General features: G+C 70.2%; 19 protein-coding genes. 8 read left to right on the top strand and 11 right to left on the bottom strand.

Annotated features, from left to right (window positions below):
* Positions 1-78: 78 nt before the first annotated feature.
* Positions 79-1,530, bottom strand: coding sequence for a purine-cytosine permease family protein (locus tag ACWCQ1_RS04440; RefSeq protein ID WP_358599979.1), 1,452 nt, complete (start codon positions 1,528-1,530; stop codon positions 79-81).
* 104 nt (positions 1,531-1,634) lie between these two features.
* On the bottom strand, positions 1,635-3,089 hold the full coding sequence (locus ACWCQ1_RS04435) for a glyceraldehyde-3-phosphate dehydrogenase (protein ID WP_451025825.1): 1,455 nt from the start codon (positions 3,087-3,089) through the stop codon (positions 1,635-1,637).
* Positions 3,090-3,275: 186 nt separating this feature from the next.
* Here ACWCQ1_RS04435 and gndA point away from each other — a divergent pair, with 186 nt between their 5' ends.
* Positions 3,276-4,715, top strand: coding sequence for an NADP-dependent phosphogluconate dehydrogenase (gene gndA / locus ACWCQ1_RS04430; protein WP_358599985.1), 1,440 nt, complete (start codon positions 3,276-3,278; stop codon positions 4,713-4,715).
* Positions 4,716-4,762: 47 nt separating this feature from the next.
* The gene (locus ACWCQ1_RS04425; protein WP_358599988.1) at positions 4,763-5,050 is read left to right on the top strand and encodes a hypothetical protein; all 288 of its coding nucleotides are present in this window, start codon (positions 4,763-4,765) and stop codon (positions 5,048-5,050) included.
* A 222-nt stretch (positions 5,051-5,272) separates the two neighbouring features.
* On the opposite strand, the gene ACWCQ1_RS04420 is transcribed toward ACWCQ1_RS04425, so the two are convergent.
* Positions 5,273-5,509, bottom strand: coding sequence for a hypothetical protein (locus ACWCQ1_RS04420; RefSeq protein ID WP_451025824.1), 237 nt, complete (start codon positions 5,507-5,509; stop codon positions 5,273-5,275).
* 151 nt (positions 5,510-5,660) lie between these two features.
* Here ACWCQ1_RS04420 and ACWCQ1_RS04415 point away from each other — a divergent pair, with 151 nt between their 5' ends.
* The 4 genes from ACWCQ1_RS04415 to ACWCQ1_RS04400 all read left to right on the top strand — a co-directional run bounded on the left by ACWCQ1_RS04415 (position 5,661) and on the right by ACWCQ1_RS04400 (position 9,690).
* The gene (locus tag ACWCQ1_RS04415; RefSeq protein WP_451025823.1) at positions 5,661-7,160 is read left to right on the top strand and encodes a purine-cytosine permease family protein; all 1,500 of its coding nucleotides are present in this window, start codon (positions 5,661-5,663) and stop codon (positions 7,158-7,160) included.
* Positions 7,157-7,726, top strand: a complete 570-nt coding sequence (locus tag ACWCQ1_RS04410; RefSeq protein ID WP_451025822.1) for a cysteine hydrolase family protein — start codon at positions 7,157-7,159, stop codon at positions 7,724-7,726. Before ACWCQ1_RS04415 ends, ACWCQ1_RS04410 begins: the two co-directional genes overlap by 4 nt.
* Positions 7,727-8,001: 275 nt before the next feature.
* Entirely contained in the window at positions 8,002-8,403 is a 402-nt protein-coding gene (locus tag ACWCQ1_RS04405; RefSeq protein WP_133045168.1) for an SseB family protein, read from the top strand.
* A 177-nt stretch (positions 8,404-8,580) separates the two neighbouring features.
* Complete coding sequence (locus ACWCQ1_RS04400; protein WP_133045169.1) at positions 8,581-9,690, top strand: hypothetical protein; 1,110 nt, start codon at positions 8,581-8,583, stop codon at positions 9,688-9,690.
* 79 nt (positions 9,691-9,769) lie between these two features.
* On the opposite strand, the gene ACWCQ1_RS04395 is transcribed toward ACWCQ1_RS04400, so the two are convergent.
* Positions 9,770-10,696, bottom strand: a complete 927-nt coding sequence (locus ACWCQ1_RS04395; protein ID WP_133045170.1) for an oxidoreductase — start codon at positions 10,694-10,696, stop codon at positions 9,770-9,772.
* 136 nt (positions 10,697-10,832) lie between these two features.
* On the opposite strand from ACWCQ1_RS04395, the gene ACWCQ1_RS04390 reads away from it, so the two are divergent.
* The gene (locus ACWCQ1_RS04390; protein ID WP_358600005.1) at positions 10,833-11,438 is read left to right on the top strand and encodes a TetR/AcrR family transcriptional regulator; all 606 of its coding nucleotides are present in this window, start codon (positions 10,833-10,835) and stop codon (positions 11,436-11,438) included.
* An 11-nt stretch (positions 11,439-11,449) separates the two neighbouring features.
* On the opposite strand, the gene ACWCQ1_RS04385 is transcribed toward ACWCQ1_RS04390, so the two are convergent.
* The 7 genes from ACWCQ1_RS04385 to ACWCQ1_RS04355 form a co-directional block, all read right to left on the bottom strand.
* A complete protein-coding gene (locus ACWCQ1_RS04385) occupies positions 11,450-11,836 on the bottom strand; it encodes a MarR family winged helix-turn-helix transcriptional regulator (RefSeq protein ID WP_358600008.1) in 387 nt (128 codons plus the stop codon).
* A gap of 88 nt (positions 11,837-11,924) precedes the next feature.
* A complete protein-coding gene (locus ACWCQ1_RS04380) occupies positions 11,925-12,275 on the bottom strand; it encodes a VOC family protein (protein ID WP_133045173.1) in 351 nt (116 codons plus the stop codon).
* Between the two features lie 112 nt (positions 12,276-12,387).
* Positions 12,388-13,131 carry a class I SAM-dependent methyltransferase gene (locus tag ACWCQ1_RS04375; protein ID WP_358600011.1) on the bottom strand — a complete coding sequence of 248 codons (744 nt, stop codon included), beginning with the start codon at positions 13,129-13,131 and terminating at the stop codon, positions 12,388-12,390.
* Between the two features lie 49 nt (positions 13,132-13,180).
* Positions 13,181-14,212, bottom strand: coding sequence for a LacI family DNA-binding transcriptional regulator (locus ACWCQ1_RS04370; protein WP_451025821.1), 1,032 nt, complete (start codon positions 14,210-14,212; stop codon positions 13,181-13,183).
* Positions 14,209-15,114: a carbohydrate ABC transporter permease gene (locus ACWCQ1_RS04365; RefSeq protein WP_358600014.1), complete on the bottom strand. Its 906-nt coding sequence runs from the start codon at positions 15,112-15,114 to the stop codon at positions 14,209-14,211. Before ACWCQ1_RS04365 ends, ACWCQ1_RS04370 begins: the two co-directional genes overlap by 4 nt.
* Positions 15,111-16,085, bottom strand: a complete 975-nt coding sequence (locus tag ACWCQ1_RS04360) for a carbohydrate ABC transporter permease (protein WP_451025820.1) — start codon at positions 16,083-16,085, stop codon at positions 15,111-15,113. Before ACWCQ1_RS04360 ends, ACWCQ1_RS04365 begins: the two co-directional genes overlap by 4 nt.
* Entirely contained in the window at positions 16,082-17,401 is a 1,320-nt protein-coding gene (locus tag ACWCQ1_RS04355; protein ID WP_451025819.1) for an ABC transporter substrate-binding protein, read from the bottom strand. Before ACWCQ1_RS04355 ends, ACWCQ1_RS04360 begins: the two co-directional genes overlap by 4 nt.
* A gap of 230 nt (positions 17,402-17,631) precedes the next feature.
* Here ACWCQ1_RS04355 and ACWCQ1_RS04350 point away from each other — a divergent pair, with 230 nt between their 5' ends.
* Complete coding sequence (locus ACWCQ1_RS04350; RefSeq protein WP_451025818.1) at positions 17,632-19,653, top strand: beta-galactosidase; 2,022 nt, start codon at positions 17,632-17,634, stop codon at positions 19,651-19,653.
* Positions 19,654-19,665 lie beyond the last annotated feature (12 nt).

The raw sequence follows: 19,665 nt of genomic DNA, 5'->3' as shown, positions 1-19,665 counted from the left end.
ATGGCGGCCCGAACATAATCCACACACATTCACCACGGAATCGGTTCGCGGTGATAATGCCGGATTCGCCGATATCCGTCAGGGCTCGCGGTGTTCGTGTGCCGCCCGCTCCAATTCCTCCGCCTCCGCCTCGGCCAGCCGTGCCTCCGCCGCCACGTCGATGGAGCGGGTCAGCCACCAGTACAGGGCGCCCGCCACCGGCAGTCCGACGAACAGGGAGATGTCCGCACCGCCGAGCGCGTCGGCGACCGGGCCGGTGTAGAGGGTGCCCACGGCGAAGAACGGCACCATGACGCCGAAGCCCACCAGATAGGCGATGATGCCCTGCCAGCCCCAACGGCCGTAGATCCCATGCGGGTTGAAGATCTCGGCGATGGCGTAGTGACCGCGGCGCACGACGTAGTAGTCCATCAGGTTGACCGCGGTCCACGGGATGAACAGATAGAGCACCAGCAGCAGGAAGTTGTTGAAGTTCTCCAGGAAGTTGGAGGTCGCGGCCAGCGCGCCGACCAGGGAGAGCGCCGCGGTCAGTCCGATGGTCACCAGCCGTACGCTCAGCGTCGGGCGCACCCGTTTGATCGAGTCGACGGCGCTGATCAAGGTGAGCGAGCCGCCGTACATGTTGAGCGCGGTGACGGAGACCAGGCCCAGCACGGCGAAGAGCAGCACGATCGCGCCGAAGCCGGTGAAGACCTTGTCGCCCGCCGCGTTGATCGACTTGATCGTGTCGAAGTCCTTGCCGGCCCAGGCGGCGAGCAGCGCGCCGAGCACCATCAGCCAGATGCCGCCGAGAGCGGAACCGAAGTAGGTCCAGTAGAAGGTCTTGCGGACGGTCACGTCCGGCGGGAGATAGCGGGAGTAGTCCGAGACGTAGATCGCCCAGCTGATCTGGTAGCCGGCGACCACGCCGAACTGGGCCAGGAACGGCGTCCACTTGAAGGCGCCGAGGTCGAAGGAGCCGGCCGGGTAGTGCAGGGTGACCAGGACGCCGATGGTGAAGATCCCGAAGACGACCAGGAAGGTGTAGGTCAGGAACTGCTCGGCCTTGTGGATGACGTCGTAGCCGACGAGTGCGATCACCAGGGCGACCACGGTGACCACGACCACCCACAGCTTCACCCCGCCGTGCACGGTGGTGTGCATGGCCTCGCCGGCGAGGATGGTGTTGAAGACGTTGAAGCCCGCGTACTGGACGTAGGCGAACAGCCACACCAGCAGGGCGCCGATGTAGCCGAACTGGGGCCGCGACTGGATCATCTGCGGCAGGCCCAGCTGGGGGCCCTGGGCCGAGTGGAAGGCCATGAAGAAGGTGCCCAGGACGGTGCCGGCCACGATCGCGATCAGCGACCAGATGAGGTTGCCGCCCTCGGTGATGCTGATCAGGCCCACGGCGAGGGTGGCGATCTGGGCGTTCGACATGAACCACAGTGGGCCCAGGTGCCACAGCTTGCCATGGCGCTCGTCCAGCGGGACGTAGTCGATGGAGCGGATCTCCAGCCCCGACACCCGCGGTTCCGATGTTGTGGTCACGGCGCCTCCAGAGCGTTCCATCCACCCCTGTGGCCGGATTCCTTCCCTGGAATTGTCTGGCCAAAGGTCACATTGCCGACCCTTGACCAGACCATCCCTCCTGGTCAGGCCGCCGGGCTCGGGAAGGTGGGGTACTCCACCCCGGAGACGTGCTGGACGACTCGGATGACCTGGCAGGAGTAGCCGAACTCGTTGTCGTACCAGAGGTAGAGGATGGCGTTGTCGCCCTCCACCTTGGTGGCGCCCGCGTCGATGATCGAGGCGTGCCGTGAGCCGATGAAGTCGCTGGAGACCGCGTCGGGGGCGGTGGTGAAGTCGATCTGGCGCCTGAGCGGCGAGGTCAGAGACACCTTGCGCAGATGGTCGAGGACCTCCTCGCGGTCGGTCTCGCGGGCGAGCTGGAGGTTGAGGATCGCGATCGAGACGTCCGGCACCGGGACCCGGATCGAGCTGCCGGTGATCCGCGCCTTCAGGTCGGGCAGCGCCTTGGCGACGGCCGAGGCGGCACCGGTCTCGGTGATGACCATGTTCAGCGGCGCGGAGCGGCCCCGGCGGTCGGCCTTGTGGTAATTGTCCAGCAGGTTCTGGTCGTTGGTGAACGAGTGCACGGTCTCCACGTGGCCGCGCAGCACGCCGTACTCGTCGTCCATCGCCTTCAGCGGTGGCACGATCGCGTTGGTGGTGCAGGAGGCGCAGGACAGGATCTGCTCGTCGGGCTTGATCGTGTCGTGGTTGACGCCGTGCACGATGTTCGGGACGTCGCCCTTGCCCGGCGCGGTCAGCACGACCTTGTCGATGCCCGGACGCAGATGCTGGGACAGGCCCTCGCGGTCGCGCCACTTGCCGGTGTTGTCGATCAGGATGGCGTTGTTGATGCCGTACGCCGTGTAGTCGACCTCGGAGGGGTCGTCGGCGTAGATCACCTTGATCGCGTTGCCGTTGGCGAAGATCGTGCTCGATTCCTCGTCCACGGTGATCGTGCCCTGGAACTGGCCGTGGATGGAGTCCCGGCGCAGCAGCGAGGCCCGCTTGACGAGATCCTCGGAGGCCCGTCCGCCTCCGCCGCGCACGACCATCGCGCGCAGCCTGAGCCCGTTGCCGGAACCGGCCTTTTCGATCAGCAGGCGGGCCACGAGCCGGCCGATGCGGCCGAAGCCGTAGAGGACGACGTCGCGCCCGACGCCGCCCTCGATCTTGTTGGCGCCGGTGGCACCGGCGACGGCCTCGGCGGTGAACGCCTCCACCGTCAGGCCCCGGTCGTCGTCCTTGTACGTCGCGGCCAGCATGCCGATGTCGATCTGCGAGGGGCCGAGGTCGAGCGTCGTCAGCGCCTGCAGGAAGGGCAGGGTCTCGGTGACCGAGAGCTCCTCGCCGGCGATCTGCCGGGCGAAGCGGTGGGTCTTGAGGATGCTCACCACCGACTTGTTCACCAGGGAGCGGCTGTGCAGCAGGACGGTGACGTCCCGCTCGCGGTGCAGCTTCCCGATGATCGGGATCATCGACTCCGCGGTCTCCTCGCGGGTCTTCCAGTTGGTGAACGAGTCGTCGTTGACAGTCACAGATCCATCTTTCGAGCTAGGCGGCGCTCATATGTTAAACCCCTTGTGTTTCGATCCTTCGAACGGGGGTGCCAGGCGCTGAACGAGGAGTGAATCGAGACGATCCGGCTCCCCGTCCGTACCTCACGGTCATGGGGGCCTGCCCGCCCCGCCGACCGCCACCGGAACCGATCGAGGGACACCACCATGAACGCAACCGCAGCCATCGGCGTGACCGGCCTGGGGGTCATGGGCCGCAACCTGGCGCGCAACTTCGCCCGCCGCGGGTACACCGTCGCCGTCCACAACCGCACGGCCGGCCGCACGCGCGCGCTGATGGAGGTGTACGGCGACGAGGGCTCCTTCGTCCCCGCCGAGACGGCCGAGGAGTTCGTCGCCGCCCTCGAACGCCCCCGCCGCCTGATGATCATGGTGCAGGCGGGCGCCGCCACGGACGCGGTCATCGAGGAGTTCGCCCCGCTCCTGGAGCCCGGCGACATGATCATCGACGGCGGCAACGCCCACTTCGCCGACACCCGCCGCCGCGAGGCCGCCCTGCGCGAGCGCGGCCTGCACTTCGTCGGCGCCGGCGTCTCCGGAGGTGAGGAGGGCGCCCTGGAGGGGCCGTCCGTCATGGTCGGCGGCTCGGCGGAGTCGTACGACGTGCTCGGCCCGATGTTCGAGACCATCAGCGCCAAGGTCGACGGCGAGCCGTGCGCCGCCCACATCGGCAGCGACGGCGCCGGACACTTCGTCAAGATGGTCCACAACGGCATCGAGTACGCCGACATGCAGCTCATCGCCGAGGCGTACGACCTGCTGCGCCAGGTCGCCGGATACACCCCGGCCGAGATCGCGGACGTCTTCCGCCGCTGGAACGCAGGCCGGCTCGGCTCCTACCTCGTCGAGATCACCGCCGAGGTCCTCGCCCACACCGACCCGGAGACCGGCGCCCCCTTCGTCGACGTCGTCGCCGACGCCGCCGGGCAGAAGGGCACCGGCCGCTGGACCGTGCAGACCGCCCTCGACCTCGCCTCCCCGGTCACCGCCATCGCCCAGGCCACCTTCGCCCGCGCCGCCTCCGGCCAGAGCGAACTGCGCGCCGCCTACGTGGGCCTGCCCGGCGGCACCCGGCCCCACCTCAGCCGCACCGAGGCCGAACGCTTCGCCTCCCAGGTCGAGCACGCCCTGTACGCGTCCAAGGTCATCGCCTACGACCAGGGCCTGAAGATGATCCAGGACGCGGCCGCCGAGTACGGCTGGAAGATCGACCTCGGTACCGTCGCCAGGATCTGGCGCGGTGGCTGCATCATCCGCGCCTCCTTCCTCGACCGCATCCGCACCGCCTACGCCGCTGACCGCGAACTGGTCAGCCTGCTGGGCGAGATGGAGTTCGCCATGGAGATCACCGACGCGCAGGTGCCCTGGCGGGAGACCGTCGCCTCCGCCGCCCGCCGCGGCATCCCCGTCCCCGCCTTCTCCGCCGCGCTCGCCCACTACGACACCCTGCGCGCCGACCGCCTGCCCGCCGCCCTCCTGCAGGGCCAGCGCGACTACTTCGGCGCCCACACCTACCGGCGCACCGACCGCCCCGGAGCCTTCCACACCCACTGGGCCGCCCCGAACCGCCCGGAGACCCCCGCCTGACCCACACCGGGCGTGACCCTCGGGCGGAACCGGTCGTTCCCGAGGGCATGATCCACATCAAGCGCGGACTCGGCACGGCCGCCCTGGCGCTCGCCGCCCTGGCGGCCCTGACCGCCCCCGCCGCCCACGCCACCGACAAGGTGCCCTGCCACCGCACCACCGAGAAGGACCTGACCGACCCGGCGACCGGACGCGTGTGGCGGGGCACCGACGTCAAGTACTGCGACCTCACCCGCGGCCACGTCCCCGTGTACGCCACCCGCTCGCCGAACGCCCCGACCGTCGGGTACCTCGAACAGGGCGGCGACGCCAACTGGTTCGTCACCGAGAAGTAGGGCGAGACCTTCCGCGACGGGACCGCCGAGAACTACTGGTGGGGCAGCACCCTGGCGGACGACGGCCGCTGGGGCTGGGGCCCCGAGGTCTACTTCGCGGGCGGCGACAACAACGAGGACGACGCCGGCCTGCTCATGCCCGGCGGCCACACCTGCGCCGACGTCTGCCCACCCCTGCCGTTCTGGGCCCGCTGAACGGGCCTCACGGACACAGGGCGGCATTCACAACCGGGGCGCGACCCCGAACCGCGGACCGAGAGCCGGCTCGTCGCCGCCCGCCAGCTCCGTCACCCGGCGGTGCACCTGCGTCAGATCGTCCAGCAGCTCGTGTGTCTCGTCCCTGGGCAGCCGCGCGGTGCGGGCGATCTCCTCCAGGTGGACGGGCATGCCGCCGTGCCGCCGCTGGGCCGCGACGAGGGCCTGGAAGACCTGCTCGTGACGGTCGCTGTTGTCGATCATCGGATTGCTTCCTGTGGGGTACGTCCGGCCCTACGGGTAACCACCCCGCCCAAGGTCATCACCCGGCGGTCACTTGATCCTTGACGCCCCCTCGCACCCGACCTAGCCTCCCCTGGTCACGTCTGGACCCGTCTGGACAGGTAGGTCGACCATGGCAGACCCCTCGGATACCCCCGACAACAGATCCACGGCCGGCCGGCTCCAGGTGGAGACGCACGGCCTCGACGTCATCGGCGACGCCGAACGCAAGGGCACCCCGCGCACCCTGTTCTGGCCCTGGTTCGGCGCCAACGTCTCGATTCTGGGCCTGAGTTACGGCGCCTTCGCGCTCGGCTTCGGCATCTCCTTCTGGCAGGCGCTGATCGCCGGCGTGATCGGCATCGTCTTCTCCTTCCTGCTGTGCGGCTTCATCGCCGTGGCCGGAAAGCGCGGCTCCGCACCGACGATGGTGCTCAGCCGGGCCGCCTACGGGGTGCGCGGCAACCGGCTGCCCTCGGTGATCTCCTGGGTGCTCACCGTCGGCTGGGAGACCGTGCTGTGCGCGCTCGCCACCATGGCCACCGCCACCGTCTTCGGGCGGCTCGGCTGGGGCGGCGGCACCGGGACCAAGGTGGTCGCCCTGGTCCTCGTCGGCGCGCTGACCGTGGTCGGCGGTGTGATGGGTTTCGACCTGATCATGCGACTGCAGACCCTGATCACCGTCGTCACCGGTGTGCTCACCGTCGTCTACATCGGGCTGGTCGCCGACCACATCCACTGGAACACCGTCAGCGCGATCCCGGCGGGTTCCGCCCAGGAGTTCATCGGCGCGCTGGTGTTCATGATGACCGGCTTCGGACTGGGCTGGGTCAACGCGGCCGCCGACTACTCGCGCTATCTGCCACGCCGTTCCTCCAGCCGGGGCGTGATCGGCTGGACCACCTTCGGGGCGTCCCTGGCACCCCTGCTCCTGCTGGTCTTCGGCCTGCTGCTGGCCGGCTCGTCCACCAAGCTGAACACGGCCGTCGCCGCCGACCCCATCGGCGCGCTCACCACCATCCTGCCCACCTGGTTCCTGGTCCCGTTCGCCGTGGTCGCCGTGCTCGGACTGGTCGGCGGGGCGGTCCTCGACATCTACTCCTCCGGCCTCGCCCTGCTCTCGGCCGGCATCCGGATCCCCCGCTATCTGGCCGCCTTCGTCGACGGCGTCCTGATGATCGCGGGCTCCGTCTACATCGTCTTCTTCGCCGACGACTTCCTCGGCCAGTTCATGGGCTTCCTCACCACGCTGGGCGTCCCCATCGCCGCATGGTGCGGCATCATGCTCGCCGACCTGCTGCTGCGCCGGCGCGACTACGACGAGGGAGACCTCTACCGGCCCTCGGGCCGCTACGGCGACGTACAACCCGTTCCGCTGCTGCTGACCGTCGCCGCCACGGCCCTCGGCTGGGGCCTGGTCACCAACGCGGCCGCGAGCTGGCTCACGTGGCAGGGCTATCTGCTCGACCCCTTGGGCCTCGGCGGCAAGTCCGGCGCCTGGGCCTACGCCAACCTCGGCGTCCTCGCCGCGCTCGCCCTCGGCTTCCTCGGCACACTCGCCCTCGGCCGCGCCCGCGTCCACACCCAGGAGGCACAGGCGCCGAGCCCCACGGACGCGGGGGCCGCCGTATGAGCGGCGGCCTGCTCGCCGTCATCGACATGCAACGCGTCTTCGCCGAACCGGACAGCCCCTGGGCCGCGCCGCGCTACGCCGAGGCCGCGGCGGGCGTACGACGCCTGCTGCCGGCCTTCGGCGACCGGGTCGCCTTCACCCGCTTCCTCGCCCCCGCGCAACCCGAGGGCGCCTGGCGGTCCTACTACGACCGCTGGCCGTTCGCGCTCCAGCCACCGGACGCCCAACTCTGGTCCCTGACCGAGGACTTCACCCCTCACGCCGGCCACATCCTGGACGCCACGACCTTCGGCAAGTGGGGCCCGGACCTCGCCCGCCGCCTCGGCCCGGCGGGCCGCCTCGTTCTGACCGGCGTCAGCACCGACTGCTGCGTCCTGGCCACCGCCCTTGCCGCCGCCGACGCGGGGGTCGAGGTCGTGGTGGTCACGGACGCGTGCGCGGGAGCGGACGACGCGGCACACGCGCGGGCACTGCGCATCATGGAGTCCTACGGCCCGTTGATCCGTCTGACCACGGTCACCGAACTGCTCGCGGAGGCGCGGGAGCCGCATGCCGATCGCCCGTGACGGATGCTTCGGGACCGGTGATCCGCTGGATGGCTGGGTCCTGGGGCACGCGCGCTCCTCCCGGCCCCGCCGGCGTGTCCACGGCGTTGATCGTCTGCTCCGGGAGGCCTACGAGCAGGGCGCGCTTCCCAGGCCGTCGAGCCCGGTGGCCGGCCCGTGGATTCTCCCGGTGGCGGGGAATGGCCTGCTCCGGATCGGGTACGCGATCCGGAGCCGTGCCCGGAGGCGATCTTGTTCCGGGCGTGCCGACGACCGTCGCTACCAGGGGATCTGCCATGGAGACACCTGCCCACGAGAACAACCCCACACCGGCACGGCAGGCGCTGGACGCGCTGGCCGTGAACACCGACGACACGGCGGCGCTGGACACGCTGGCCGGCAGCGAGGTCCTCGTCCCGGTGCCGGACGACGCGAACCAGGACGACGCCACCGACCCCTCGGCCGTGGCGCTGCCCGTCCTGGAGCAGCCGGACGGGGACCCGGTGGTACCCGTGTTCACCTCGGAGGTGGAGATGGCCGAGCTGCTGCCCTTCGTCTCCCGCTACCGCCTGGTCCCGCTGGGCGCCCTCGCGTCCCAGTGGCCGGCCGACGAACTGTCCCTGACGATCGACGCCGGCTCCGAGCACCCGCTGACCCTCACCTCGGAAGGCGTGCGCACCCTGCTCGCGCGGCCCTGAGAGCGAACCGCAACAGCTCCGGGTGTCCAAGGACGCACGGCGACCGGCCGTGGATGACGGCGGAACCCGGCAGGTAGGGCGGCGGGCCGACGGGCTGCGCGGCCGACCGCTCGGCCCGGTCCGCTCGTGAGCTGTCGAAACTGATCGCCGGGCGCCGCAGCGGGCCACAATGTCCGCATGGAATGGATCTCCGGCGTGGCCGGCGGGCTGCTGCTGGCGGTCCTGGTCGGCAGCGTCCTGCGCACGCTCGTGGTGCCGCGCGGCCTGTACTCGATGCTGGTGTACCGGCTGTGGTGGCTGCTGCGCCGCCTGCTGCGGCTCGCCGCGCCCGGCGGGGGATACGACGCCATAGACCGCGCCCAGACCTGGCTCGCGCCCCTGATCCTGATCGGCATGCTCACCACCTGGCTGGGCGGCGCGCTGCTCGCCTTCGGCCTGCTGCTGCACGCCCTGTCCGGACTGTCCTGGGGCAGTTCCTTCCGTGAGGCCGGCTCCAGCCTGCTCACCCTCGGTTTCGCCAGCGGCGCCCGGCTGCGGCTGTCCGCGCTCGACTTCGTCGCGGCGGCCACCGGACCCGTCCTGATCGCCCTGCAGATCGCCTATCTGCCCACGCTGTACGCCGCCTACAACCGCCGCGAGCTGGAAGTGACCCTGCTGCAGTCACGGGCCGGCGAGCCCGCCTGGGGTCCGGAGATCCTGGCCCGGCAGTGGCTGGTAGACACCGAGACCGCGCTGCCGGAGCTGTACCGGGCATGGGAACGGCTGGCTTCCGACATCGGCGAGAGCCACTCCGCGTACCCGGTGCTGATGGCGTTCCGCTCGCCCCGCCCGTACCGGCACTGGCTGGTCGGCCTGATCGCCGTCATGGACGCGGCGGCCGTCCAGCTCGCGCTCACCCCTCGTACCGCCCCGCCGGCCGCCCGCCTGGTGTTGCGCGCCGGTTTCACCGCCCTGCGCGACATGGCCCGCGCCCAGCGCATCCCTTTCGACCCCGACCCCGCCCCGGACGCCCACATCCGGCTGACGTATGTGGAGTTCGAGGCCGCGGCGGCCATGCTGGAGGCGGCGGGCTTCCGCGCCGAACGCCCCACCGAGGAGGCCTGGCCGCACTTCCACGGCTGGCGCGTCAACTACGAGGCCATCGCCTACGAGCTGTGCCGCCGCTGCGACGCCGTACCCGCGCTGTGGACCGGGCCGCGCGACTTCGACTCGACGCCCGTTCCGCCGCGCCGGCCCGCGGACCGCAGACCCGGTGAGGGACGGCCCGGGCTGCCTCCGGCCGGCTGAGCCGGGTGACGGCGTCAGAAGGCGACCGCGGTGGCGAGGCAGAGGAGGCCGAGAACGAACACGGCGGCGAGCAGACCGATCACGGTCGTGCCCCGGCGGTGGCGGCGGCCGACAGCGGGAAGGTGACGCCGGTCAGTTCCTCGGAGACGGTCCACAGCCGGCGCGCGGTCGACGGGTCGCTGGCCGCCGCCGAGCGGCCCACCAGGGTGGGGGCGCCGCGCATCTCGCCGAGACCGTCCGGTCCGACGTAGCTCGCTCCGGGCAGGTCCTGGACGGCGGCGTAGAGCGTGGGCAGGGCGCCGGCCTTGTTGTCCTGGGCGACGAAGCGGTTGCCGACCCGCATGAACAGACGGCGCAGGGCGCTGCCGTCGTGGCTCTGGAGGTTCGTGGCGGCCCAGCCCGGGTGCGCGGCCGTGGCACGTACGGCCGAACCGCTCTCGGTCAGGCGGCGCTGGAGTTCCAGGGTGAACAGCAGGTTGGCCAGCTTGGACTGGCTGTAGGCCTTCATCGGGGCGTACTCGCCGCTGAGGTTGAGGTTGTCGAAGTGGATACGGGGGCTGCCCGGCATCCGGTGGGCGCCGGAGGAGACGGTCACCACCCGGTCGGTGATGTGCGGCAGCAGCAGGTTGGTCAGGGCGAAGTGGCCCAGGTGGTTGGTGCCGAACTGCGTCTCGAAGCCGTCCTTCGTGGCGGATTCGGGGATGTTCATGACGCCGGCGTTGTTGACGAGCAGGTCCAGGTCGCCCTGCCAGCTCGCGGCGAACTCGCGCACGGAGGCGAGATCGGCGAGGTCGAGCCGGCGGACCTCCACGCTGCCGTGTACGCGCGCCGCCGCGGCCGCTCCGCGCTGGGGGTCCCGTACTGCGAGCACCACGTGCGCGCCCGCGCCGGCGAGTGCCTCGACGGTGGCGATGCCGAGTCCGCTGTTGGCGCCGGTGACGACGGCGGTGCGGCCGGTCTGGTCGGGGATGTCGGTGACGTTCCACTTGCTGGATGCAGTAGTCATGGCAGCGAATGTAGGCGTTGCCAACAATGCTGTCAATGCCAACAATGGTGACGACGCCAACAATGCTGTCGCCGACAACAAAGATGACGATGACAACAATGTAGGCGGAATAAACATGACCGGTACACTGACGCCCATGCACACCCGTACACGCAGCTACCACCACGGAGACCTGCGCGCCGCGTTGCTGACCCGCGCCGAGGAGACTCTGAAGGAGAAGGGGCCCACTGCCCTGTCGCTCCGGGAACTCGCCCGCGACCTGGGCGTCAGCCATGCCGCGCCCAGCCGTCACTTCAAGGACAAGCAGGCGCTGCTGGACGCCCTGGCACGAGTCGGCTTCGAGCGGCTGCGCGAGACACTGGAGGCGTCACAGGACGGCACCGGAGAGGCGTTCGCGGAGCGCCTCGACGCGATGTTCCGGGCGTACGTCGGTTTCGCCCTGGACAATCCCGCGCTCCTGGAGCTGATGTACGCGCTCAAGCACGCCCCCGAGGCCTCCGCGGAGCTGGTCGAGGCGACCCGGCGCTGGTCGGAACTCCTCGAGCGGGTGATCGACGAAGGGCAGCGCCGCGGTGAGGTCCGCAAGGGGGAACTGGAGCGCGTGGGCGTGCCGATCTTCGCGGCGCTGCACGGCTACGCCGAGCTCGCGGCCACCGGGCATCTGCCCCCGGAGGTCCACGAGCACGGTCTGGACGAGGTGATCGCCTTCACCCTGCGCGGCTGCGCCCCGGACGGGGCGTGAGGGGGGGCAGTTCAGCCCAACATGCGCTGAAGCGCCGCCCGTTGCAGCGGCAGAACCTCGGCGTGCAGGTCGCGGCCCTTGCGGGTGAGGGTGACATACACGCCGCGCCGGTCCTCGACGCACACGGAGCGCTCCAGCAGGCCGTCCTTCTCCAGCCGGCCGATGAGCCGGGACAGCGCGCTCTGGCTGAGATGGACCCGGCCGACCAGGTTCTGCACCCGGCACTGGTCACCCTCCCGGGGTGCCTCGGACGCGAGGAGGTCGAGCACCTCGAAATCGCTCGCGCCCAGGCCGTGCGGGTGCAGCACCCGATCGATCTCGCACATCGTGCGCGCGTGCACGGACAGGATGTCCCGCCACTTCTCCTCGAGCCCGGCCCCGGCCGTCTTCACTGCCATACCCGCACGGTAACACCGAATGGGCCATTCGTTGAGTGTGCAACCAATGCGGGTGCATGCGGCGCGGGTGCATGCGGCGCGGGGGTTCTCAGGCGGCCGGGTCCTCGAGCAGCCCCACGAGGTTGCCGTCCGCGTCCTTGAGCGAGGCGATCAGCCGGCCGTTGCCGACGTCCCGGACGTCCTGCACGATCTCCGCACCGGCCTCCACCAGCGCGGCCAGCCGGCCACGGATGTCGGTCACGTGCCAGTACGGCACCGGCCCGGTCAGGCCCTGAGCGTGACCGTTGGGGTCCAGGCCGACGTCCTGCCCGGCGTCCTTGAAACCGACGTAGTAGGGCTCGTCCGCGTACGGCTCCACCTCCAGCAGGGCGCTGAAGACGGCCTTCGCCCGGTTGATGTCCTTGACGGGGTAGATGATGGTCTTCAGGCCGGCAGTCATGACGGGCTCCTCCGTGTCCGGTGGTCCGACGGGTTTCCGTCGGTGGTTTCACGCTAGGGCGGGGGAGCGGGATGTGGCTTCTCGGATCCTGACCGGTTGCGCCGAGGGGGGCTCAGCGCTCCGCCACCAGCAGCCGGTAGCCGACGTCGACACTGTCCCGGGCGAGCAGATCCGCATGGCGGGCATGCCAGCGACCCGAGGACAGATCAGCGGCGAGCCGCTCCAGCCCGGGCGCCAGGACGTCCTCGCCCGTCTGGGCGAGCAGGGAGATACCGGCCCGCACCCGCGGATCGAGATAGGCGTGCGGACGACGCCAGAAAGCGGCACCGAAACCGTCCGTGCAGTCGTACGGGACCGGCACGGGCTCCTGACGCGCCCCGCCCAGCCAGGAGGCCAGCCGGTCGACGGGAAGGGCCCGGGCGTCGTCGAAGACGGTGACCTCGGGAAGGTACTCGCGCACCAGCCAGAACCGCTCGCGAAAGACCTCCTGGTCCCAGGTCAGCACCACGATCCGGCGCCGGGCGACCCGGCACAGCTCTGCCACCCCGGCCGCCGGATCACTCCAGTGGTGAACGGTCAGCAGCGCCATCACCGTGTCGGCGGCACCGTCCCGCAGCGGCAGACGCTCGGCGACCGCGCGCACCGCCGGGGCGGACCCGGGCGGCCGCTGGCCGACCATCACCCGGCTCGGCTCCACCGCGAGCACGGTGCACTCCGGCTCGTAGGAACCGGTACCGGCCCCCACGTTGACCACGTCCGTGGCGTCCCCGAGCGCGGCGTGGATCCGCGCGGCGATCCGCGGATCCGGCCGCCGGGTCAGGCCGTACGTCGTACCGAGCGAGTCGTAGAGGGCCATGGCCCTCAGTATGCGAAGCGACCGGCACACGGAGGGCCCGTTCGCGACGTTACGTCGAGTCCCGCTTGACCAGCTCCGTCGGCAGGATCACCGCCGCCGGGTCCTCGCCCCCGATCTGCGCCAGCAGCACCCGCACCATCTCGGTGCTGATGCGGTCGTAGGGCTGACGGATCGTGGTGAGGGCAGGGGTGGCCTCCGTCGCCGCGCTGGAGTCGTCGAACCCGCCCACGGCGACGTCCTCGGGCACCCGGCGGCCCGCCCGGCGCAGCGCCGCGAGCGCGCCCTGCGCCATCAGGTCCGAGGCCACGAACACGGCGTCCATGTCCGGGGCCTGCGCGAGCAGCCGCTCGGTGCCCGCGTCACCGCTGGCCCGGCTGTAGTCCCCGGACACGACGAGCCGCTCGTCGATCTCGATGCCCGCCTCCGTCAGCACCTCCCGGTAACCGGCGAGACGGTCCACACCACCGGGCAGATCCAGCGGACCGGTGACCATGCCGATGCGCCGACGCCCCAGGGACAGCAGATGGCGCACCATGTCCCGGGCCCCGTCCCGGTCGTCCGCCGCCACATAACTCACCTTCGACCCCGGCCCCATGGGTTTGCCGCACTGCACCAGCGGCACCCCCGCCTTGCGCAGCTCCTCCGCGACCGGGTCCCCGGAATGACTGGAGACCAGCAGCACCCCGTCCACATGCCCGGCGGTGATGTACCGCGTGATACGCCGCCGCTCGTCCTTGGTGCCCGCCAGCATCAGCAGCAACGGGATGTCGTGCGTGGCCAGCGCCTGCGTGCAACCACTGAGCAGGACATTGAAGTTGGGATCCTCGAAGAACCGCTCCTGGGGCTCCGTCAGCAGAAACCCGACCGAGTCCGAACGCCCGGTGATCAGCGAACGGGCGTGCCGGTTGACCACGTAACCCGTCTTACGGATCGCGGCGTTGACCGCCTCCTGCGCGGCCGGACTGACATAGTGCCCACCGTTGAGCACCCGAGAGACGGTCCCCCGCGAAACCCCGGCCTCACGCGCCACATCATGAATGGTCGGCGGCCTTCGCCGGCCCCCCGTGCTGCTCATGGTCATGACTTTACGGCCCCGGACAGCAGATCGAGGCTCCAGAATCTCTGGATGACCAGGAAGAGGGCGATCAGGGGGATGACCGCGAGGAACGCTCCTGTGATCACCAGGGTGTAGAGGGCCGGCTGGTTGGAGCCCTGTTCGAGGAGGGTGTAGAGGCCCAGGGTGATCGGGAACTTCTCGTCGTCGCTGAGCATGATGTACGGGAGCAGGAAGTTGTTCCACACGGCCACGAACTGGAACAGGAAGACCGTGACCAGGCCGGGCACCATCATCGGCAGGGCGACCCGGGTGAAGATCCGCCATTCGCCCGCCCCGTCCATGCGGCCGGCCTCGACCACGTCGGGCGGCACGGCGGCGGTGGCGTAGATGCGGGCGAGGTAGACGCCGTAGGGGGAGAGGATCTGCGGGAGGAGCACCGAGAGGTAGGAGTCCGTGAGGTCCGCCTTCGCCAGGAGGAGGTATTGGGGGATGGCGAGGATGATCGGCGGCATCAGGACGCCGGCGAGCAGGACGTTGAAGATCGTCTCGCGGCCGCGGAAGCGGTAGGTGGCCAGTGCGTAGCCGCTGAAGGCCGAGACGCAGGTCGACATGAGGGCGCCGAGTCCGGCGTAGAGGGCGGAGTTGCCCATCCACTTCCAGTACACGCCGTCGCGGTAGGCGCTCAGCTGTCTGATGTTGTCGGCGAAGCCGGTGCCGGGCAGGAAGGTGAAGGTGGAGAACAGTTCGCGGCCGGACTCGGTGGAGGCGATGACGACCCAGGCGACCGGCAGCAGGGTGTAGATCGCGCCGATCAGCAGGGTGACGGTGGGGACGAGCGCGATGCGGCGGCGCAGTGGGGGGCGGTCCTGGGCGGCGCCGGTGGTGCCGGCCGCCGAGGGGATCTTCTGGACGGCGAGGGAGCTCATCGTGCCTCCTGCTTCTGGCGGCGGTTCGCGGCCCGCAGGAAGCCGAAGGACAGGGCGAGCGTGGCGATGGCGATGATGACGGCCTCGGCGGCGGCCTGGTAGATGTCGCCCTTGCGGAACGCGTCCTGGTAGACGGTCATCAGCGGACTCCAGGTCAGGGGCAGGGAGTTGGTGAGCGGCTTGAGGGTGGTGGGCTCGTTGAACACCTGGAGGGTCGCGATGATCGAGAAGAAGAAGGTGAGCACCAGGGAGGGCGAGACCATCGGGATCTTGATGCGCAGGGCGATCTGCAGCGGGGTCGCGCCGTCCAGTTTCGCCGCCTCGTGGACCTCGGCGGGGATCGAGCGGAGCGAGGTGTAGATGACGATCATGTTGAAGCCGGTGCCGCCCCAGACCGCGATGTTGGACATGGCGAGGTAGAGCGGGCCGCCGTCGAGTAGGTCGGACTGCGGCAGGTGCAGTTTGTCGAGCAGGTAGTAGAACGGGCTGACGTCGGGCAGGTACAGGAAGCCCCACATCAGCGCGGCGACGACGCCGGGGATGGCGTACGGCAGGAAGATCGCGAGCCGGGTGAAGGGGGCGAGGCGGACCTTCTCGGAGTCGAGCATGAGCGCGAAGAGGAGGGCGAGGCCGAGCATCACGGGGACGACGACGCAGCCGTAGCCGAGGACGCGCAGGGCGCCGTGGGGCAGGTCGCCGTCGGTGAGGGCGTCGGTGTAGTTCTCCAGGCCGGCCCAGACCTCCTTGCGGGCGCCGGAGCCCAGGCCGAGGCCGGAGACGTGCACCTTGCGGAAGCTGAGGTAGAGGGCGTAGCCGATGGGCAGCGCGAAGAACAGGGCGAAGAGGAGCGCGGCGGGGAGGAGGAAAACGTAGGGGGCGCTCCGCGCTCGTTTGAGGGTGGTGGTGGGAGACGGGTGGGCATACGGGGCCCCCTTGACCCCGTATGGCCTCCGACGGGCGGTGGTGGTCACTGAGAGACCTCGAAGCCCTGCTTCTTCAGGTCGGCGACGGTGGCGTCCTGCATGGTGTTCAGGGCGGCGACGAAGTCCGACTTGTTCTTGGCGGCGGCGCCGAAGGCGTCGTTGAAGGTGGTGTAGGCGACGTTCACGTTGGGGCCCCAGGCTGAGGGTGCGGTGGTCTTCGCGATCTCGGCGGCCTTGGTGTAGAAGTCCGGCTGGTTGGCGAAGTAGGCCGGGGGAGTGGCGAAGGCGCCGCTGGTCTGGGCGTTGGTGGCGGCGGGGTAGATGCCGCTGTCCTTGGCGAGGGCCTCCAGTGCGGTGCCGTCGGTGTTGAGCCACGCGGCGAACTTGGCGGCGGCGGCCTTGTGGGCGGAGTCGGTGGTGACGGCGGTGGAGGAGCCGCCCCAGCTGCCGGTGACGTTCTGGCCGGCGGACCACTGGGGGAGCGGGGCCATGGCCCACTTGCCCTTGGTGTCGGGTGCGGCGGTGGTCAGGGTGCCGGGGGCCCACACGGCGGAGACCCAGGCGATCTGCTTGCCGGTGTCGAGCGCCTTGTTCCAGGCGGGGGTGTACATCGGCTGGTTGTCGATGGCGCCCTCCTTGACGAGGCCGCCCCAGAACTTGGCGACCTTCTGGGTGGCGGCGTCGTCGATGCCGACCTTCCACTTGTCGCCGGAGGTGGTCCACCACTTGGCGCCGGCCTGCTGGGCGAGGCCCGCGAAGAGGCCGGAGTCGTTGGCGGAGAAGGTGGTGAGGTCCTTGTCCGGGGCCTTCTTCTTGAGGTCGCGTGCCACCTGGGCGAACTCGTCCCAGGTGGTGGGCACCTTCAGGCCGTACTTCTTGAAGAGGTCGTCGCGGTAGTAGAACATCATCGGGCCGATGTCCTGGGGGACGGCGTAGACGGCGTCGGTGCCGAGGGTGGTCTGCTGCCAGACGCCGTCGGCGAACTTGCTCCTGGCGTCGCCGACGTCCTTCGCCATGTCGGCCAGTGCGTCGTTGCTGACCAGGGTGGGCAGTGCCTGGTACTCCGCCTGCACCAGGTCGGGTGCCTTCTTCGCCTTGTGCGCGGTGAGGATCTTGGTGACCAGCGAGTCGCCGGACGCCTGCTTCTTCACCGTGACGGTGATCTGGTCCTTCTTGCCCGGGCCCTTGTTCCAGAGGTCGACGACCTTGTCCATGCCGGGCGTCCAGGTCCAGTACGTCAGCGTGACCGGGCCGGACTCGGCCTTGCTGTCGTCGTTGGAGGAGCCGCAGGCGGCGAGTGCGGTGGCGCCGAGGGCGACGGCGACGGAAGTGGCCACGAGGCGACGGCGCTTCGTGTTGGGCATGGATCTCTCCCCTGACCTGGGTCCCCGCCCGCTGCGGGAACCTGCCATGCGCATCACATGAGCCGGTCCCCGACTGTCGCGGGGACCTGTCATGCTGCTCTGTGAGCGTTCACAGTAGAGAAACATCCCAGACACTTGTCAATGGTTGTTGCTGTGCGGTTATGTTGGGCGCGCACCGCCGCCGCTGTGTGTGCACGTTCCCAAATGATCGACACATCGGGAGAGATCCAATGCCGGAGACCACCCCCCGGGGCCTCACCGGGCTCGCCTTCGGCGGGGACTACAACCCCGAGCAGTGGCCGGAAAGCGTCCAGCAGGAGGACGTCCGGCTGATGCGGGAGGCCGGGGTGACGATGGTGAGCGCCGGGATCTTCTCCTGGGCACTGCTGGAACCCTCGCCCGGGGTGTACGACTTCGGCTGGCTCGACCGCCTGCTGGAGCTGCTGCACGCCAACGGCATACGCGTCGACCTGGGAACGCCCACCGTCTGCCCGCCGGCCTGGTTCTACCGGGCCCACCCCGACGCGCTGCCGGTGACGGACCAGGGCGTGCGCTACGAGTTCGGCTCCCGCGCCGCCATCTGCCACAGCAACGCCGACTACCGAGCCGCCGCCGCGGACATCACCACACGCCTGGCGGAGCGTTACGGCGACCACCCGGCCCTCGCGCTGTGGCACGTGCACAACGAGTACGGCGTCCCCGTCTCGGCCTGCTACTGCGACTCCTGCGCCGCCCACTTCCGCCGCTGGCTCGAGGCGACGTACGAGAGCGTGGACGCCGTCAACGAGGTCTGGGGGACCGCCTTCTGGGGCCAGCGCTATGCCGGCTTCGGCGAGATCAACCCGCCGCGCGCCACCCCCACGGCCGTCAACCCCGCCCAGGCACTGGACTACAAGCGCTTCGCCGATGCCACCATGCGCGAGAACTTCGTCATGGAGCGGGACATACTGCACCGCCTCTCACCCGGCGTCCCGGTCACCACCAACTTCATGACCGCCCTCAGCCAGTGCGACTCCGTCGACTACTGGGCCTGGGGCCGCGAGGTCGACCTGGTCACCAATGACCACTACCTGATCACCGACGGCCGCCGTACCCACGTCAACCTCGCGATGGCCGCCGACCTCACCCGTTCCGTCGCCGCCGGAGCGCCCTGGCTGCTGCTGGAGCACTCCACCTCGGGCGTCAACTGGCAGCCCCGCAACCCCGCCAAGGCCCCCGGGCAGATGGCCCGCAACTCCCTGGCCCACGTGGCCCGCGGTTCCGACGGCGCGATGTTCTTCCAGTGGCGCCAGTCCCGGCGCGGCGCCGAGAAGTTCCACTCGGCGATGCTCCCGCACGGCGGCACGGACACGCGCGTGTGGCGCGAGGTCGTCGAACTCGGCGCATCCCTGGACTCGTTGAGCACGGTCCGCGGCACCCGTACCGAGGCCGACGTGGCCGTCGTGTGGGACTGGCAGTCCTGGTGGGCGCAGAACCTCGCCTGGCGGCCCAGTGCGGACCACGACCCCCGCGAGCGCGCCGACGCCTTCTACGAGGTGCTCTACGACCGTCACCTCACGGTCGACTTCGCCCATCCGGAAGCCGACTTGTCGAGGTATCCCCTTGTCGTCGTACCGGCCCTGTACCTGATGACGGAGGCGGCCGGGGACAACCTCAGGGAGTACGTCGGACACGGCGGCACCCTCGTCGTGTCGTACTTCTCCGGCATCGTCGACGAGCACGACGCCGTGCACGAGGGCGCCTACCCGGGCGCGTTGCGGGACGTCCTCGGTCTGACGGTCGAGGAGTTCTCGCCGCTGCTGCCGGGGCAGTCGACGCGGATCACCGGTCCGGACGGCTCCGAGCTCGCCGGGGACGTGTGGACGGAGTTCGTGGTGCCGCGCGGCGCGGAGACCGTGTGGACCTACGCCGACGGCCTGACCGCGGGCCATCCGGCCGTCACCCGCAACCGACACGGCGAGGGCACCGCCTGGTACGTCTCCACCCGGCTGGGCGCCGAGGGCCTGGACGCCCTGCTGGGATGGGCGATCGAGGACGCCGGTGTGGGCCCGCGCGCGGATCTGCCGCGCGATGTGGAAGTGGTGCGCCGCACCGGCGAGTCGGGCAGCCACCTGTTCGCGATCAACCACACCGCGTCCGACGCGAAGGTGCCGCTGGAGGGGCACGGCACCGAGCTGCTGACCGGTGAGCGAGCCGCGGGCCGCCTGGAGGTGCCCGCCGGTGCCGTTCGGGTCGTCCGACTCGACGGCTGAGCCGACTCCCCT

The organism is Streptomyces sp. NPDC002144 (assembly GCF_053593695.1).
The sequence above is the reverse complement of the archived record's forward strand: the minus strand, read 5'-3'. Positions and strand labels throughout refer to the sequence as shown.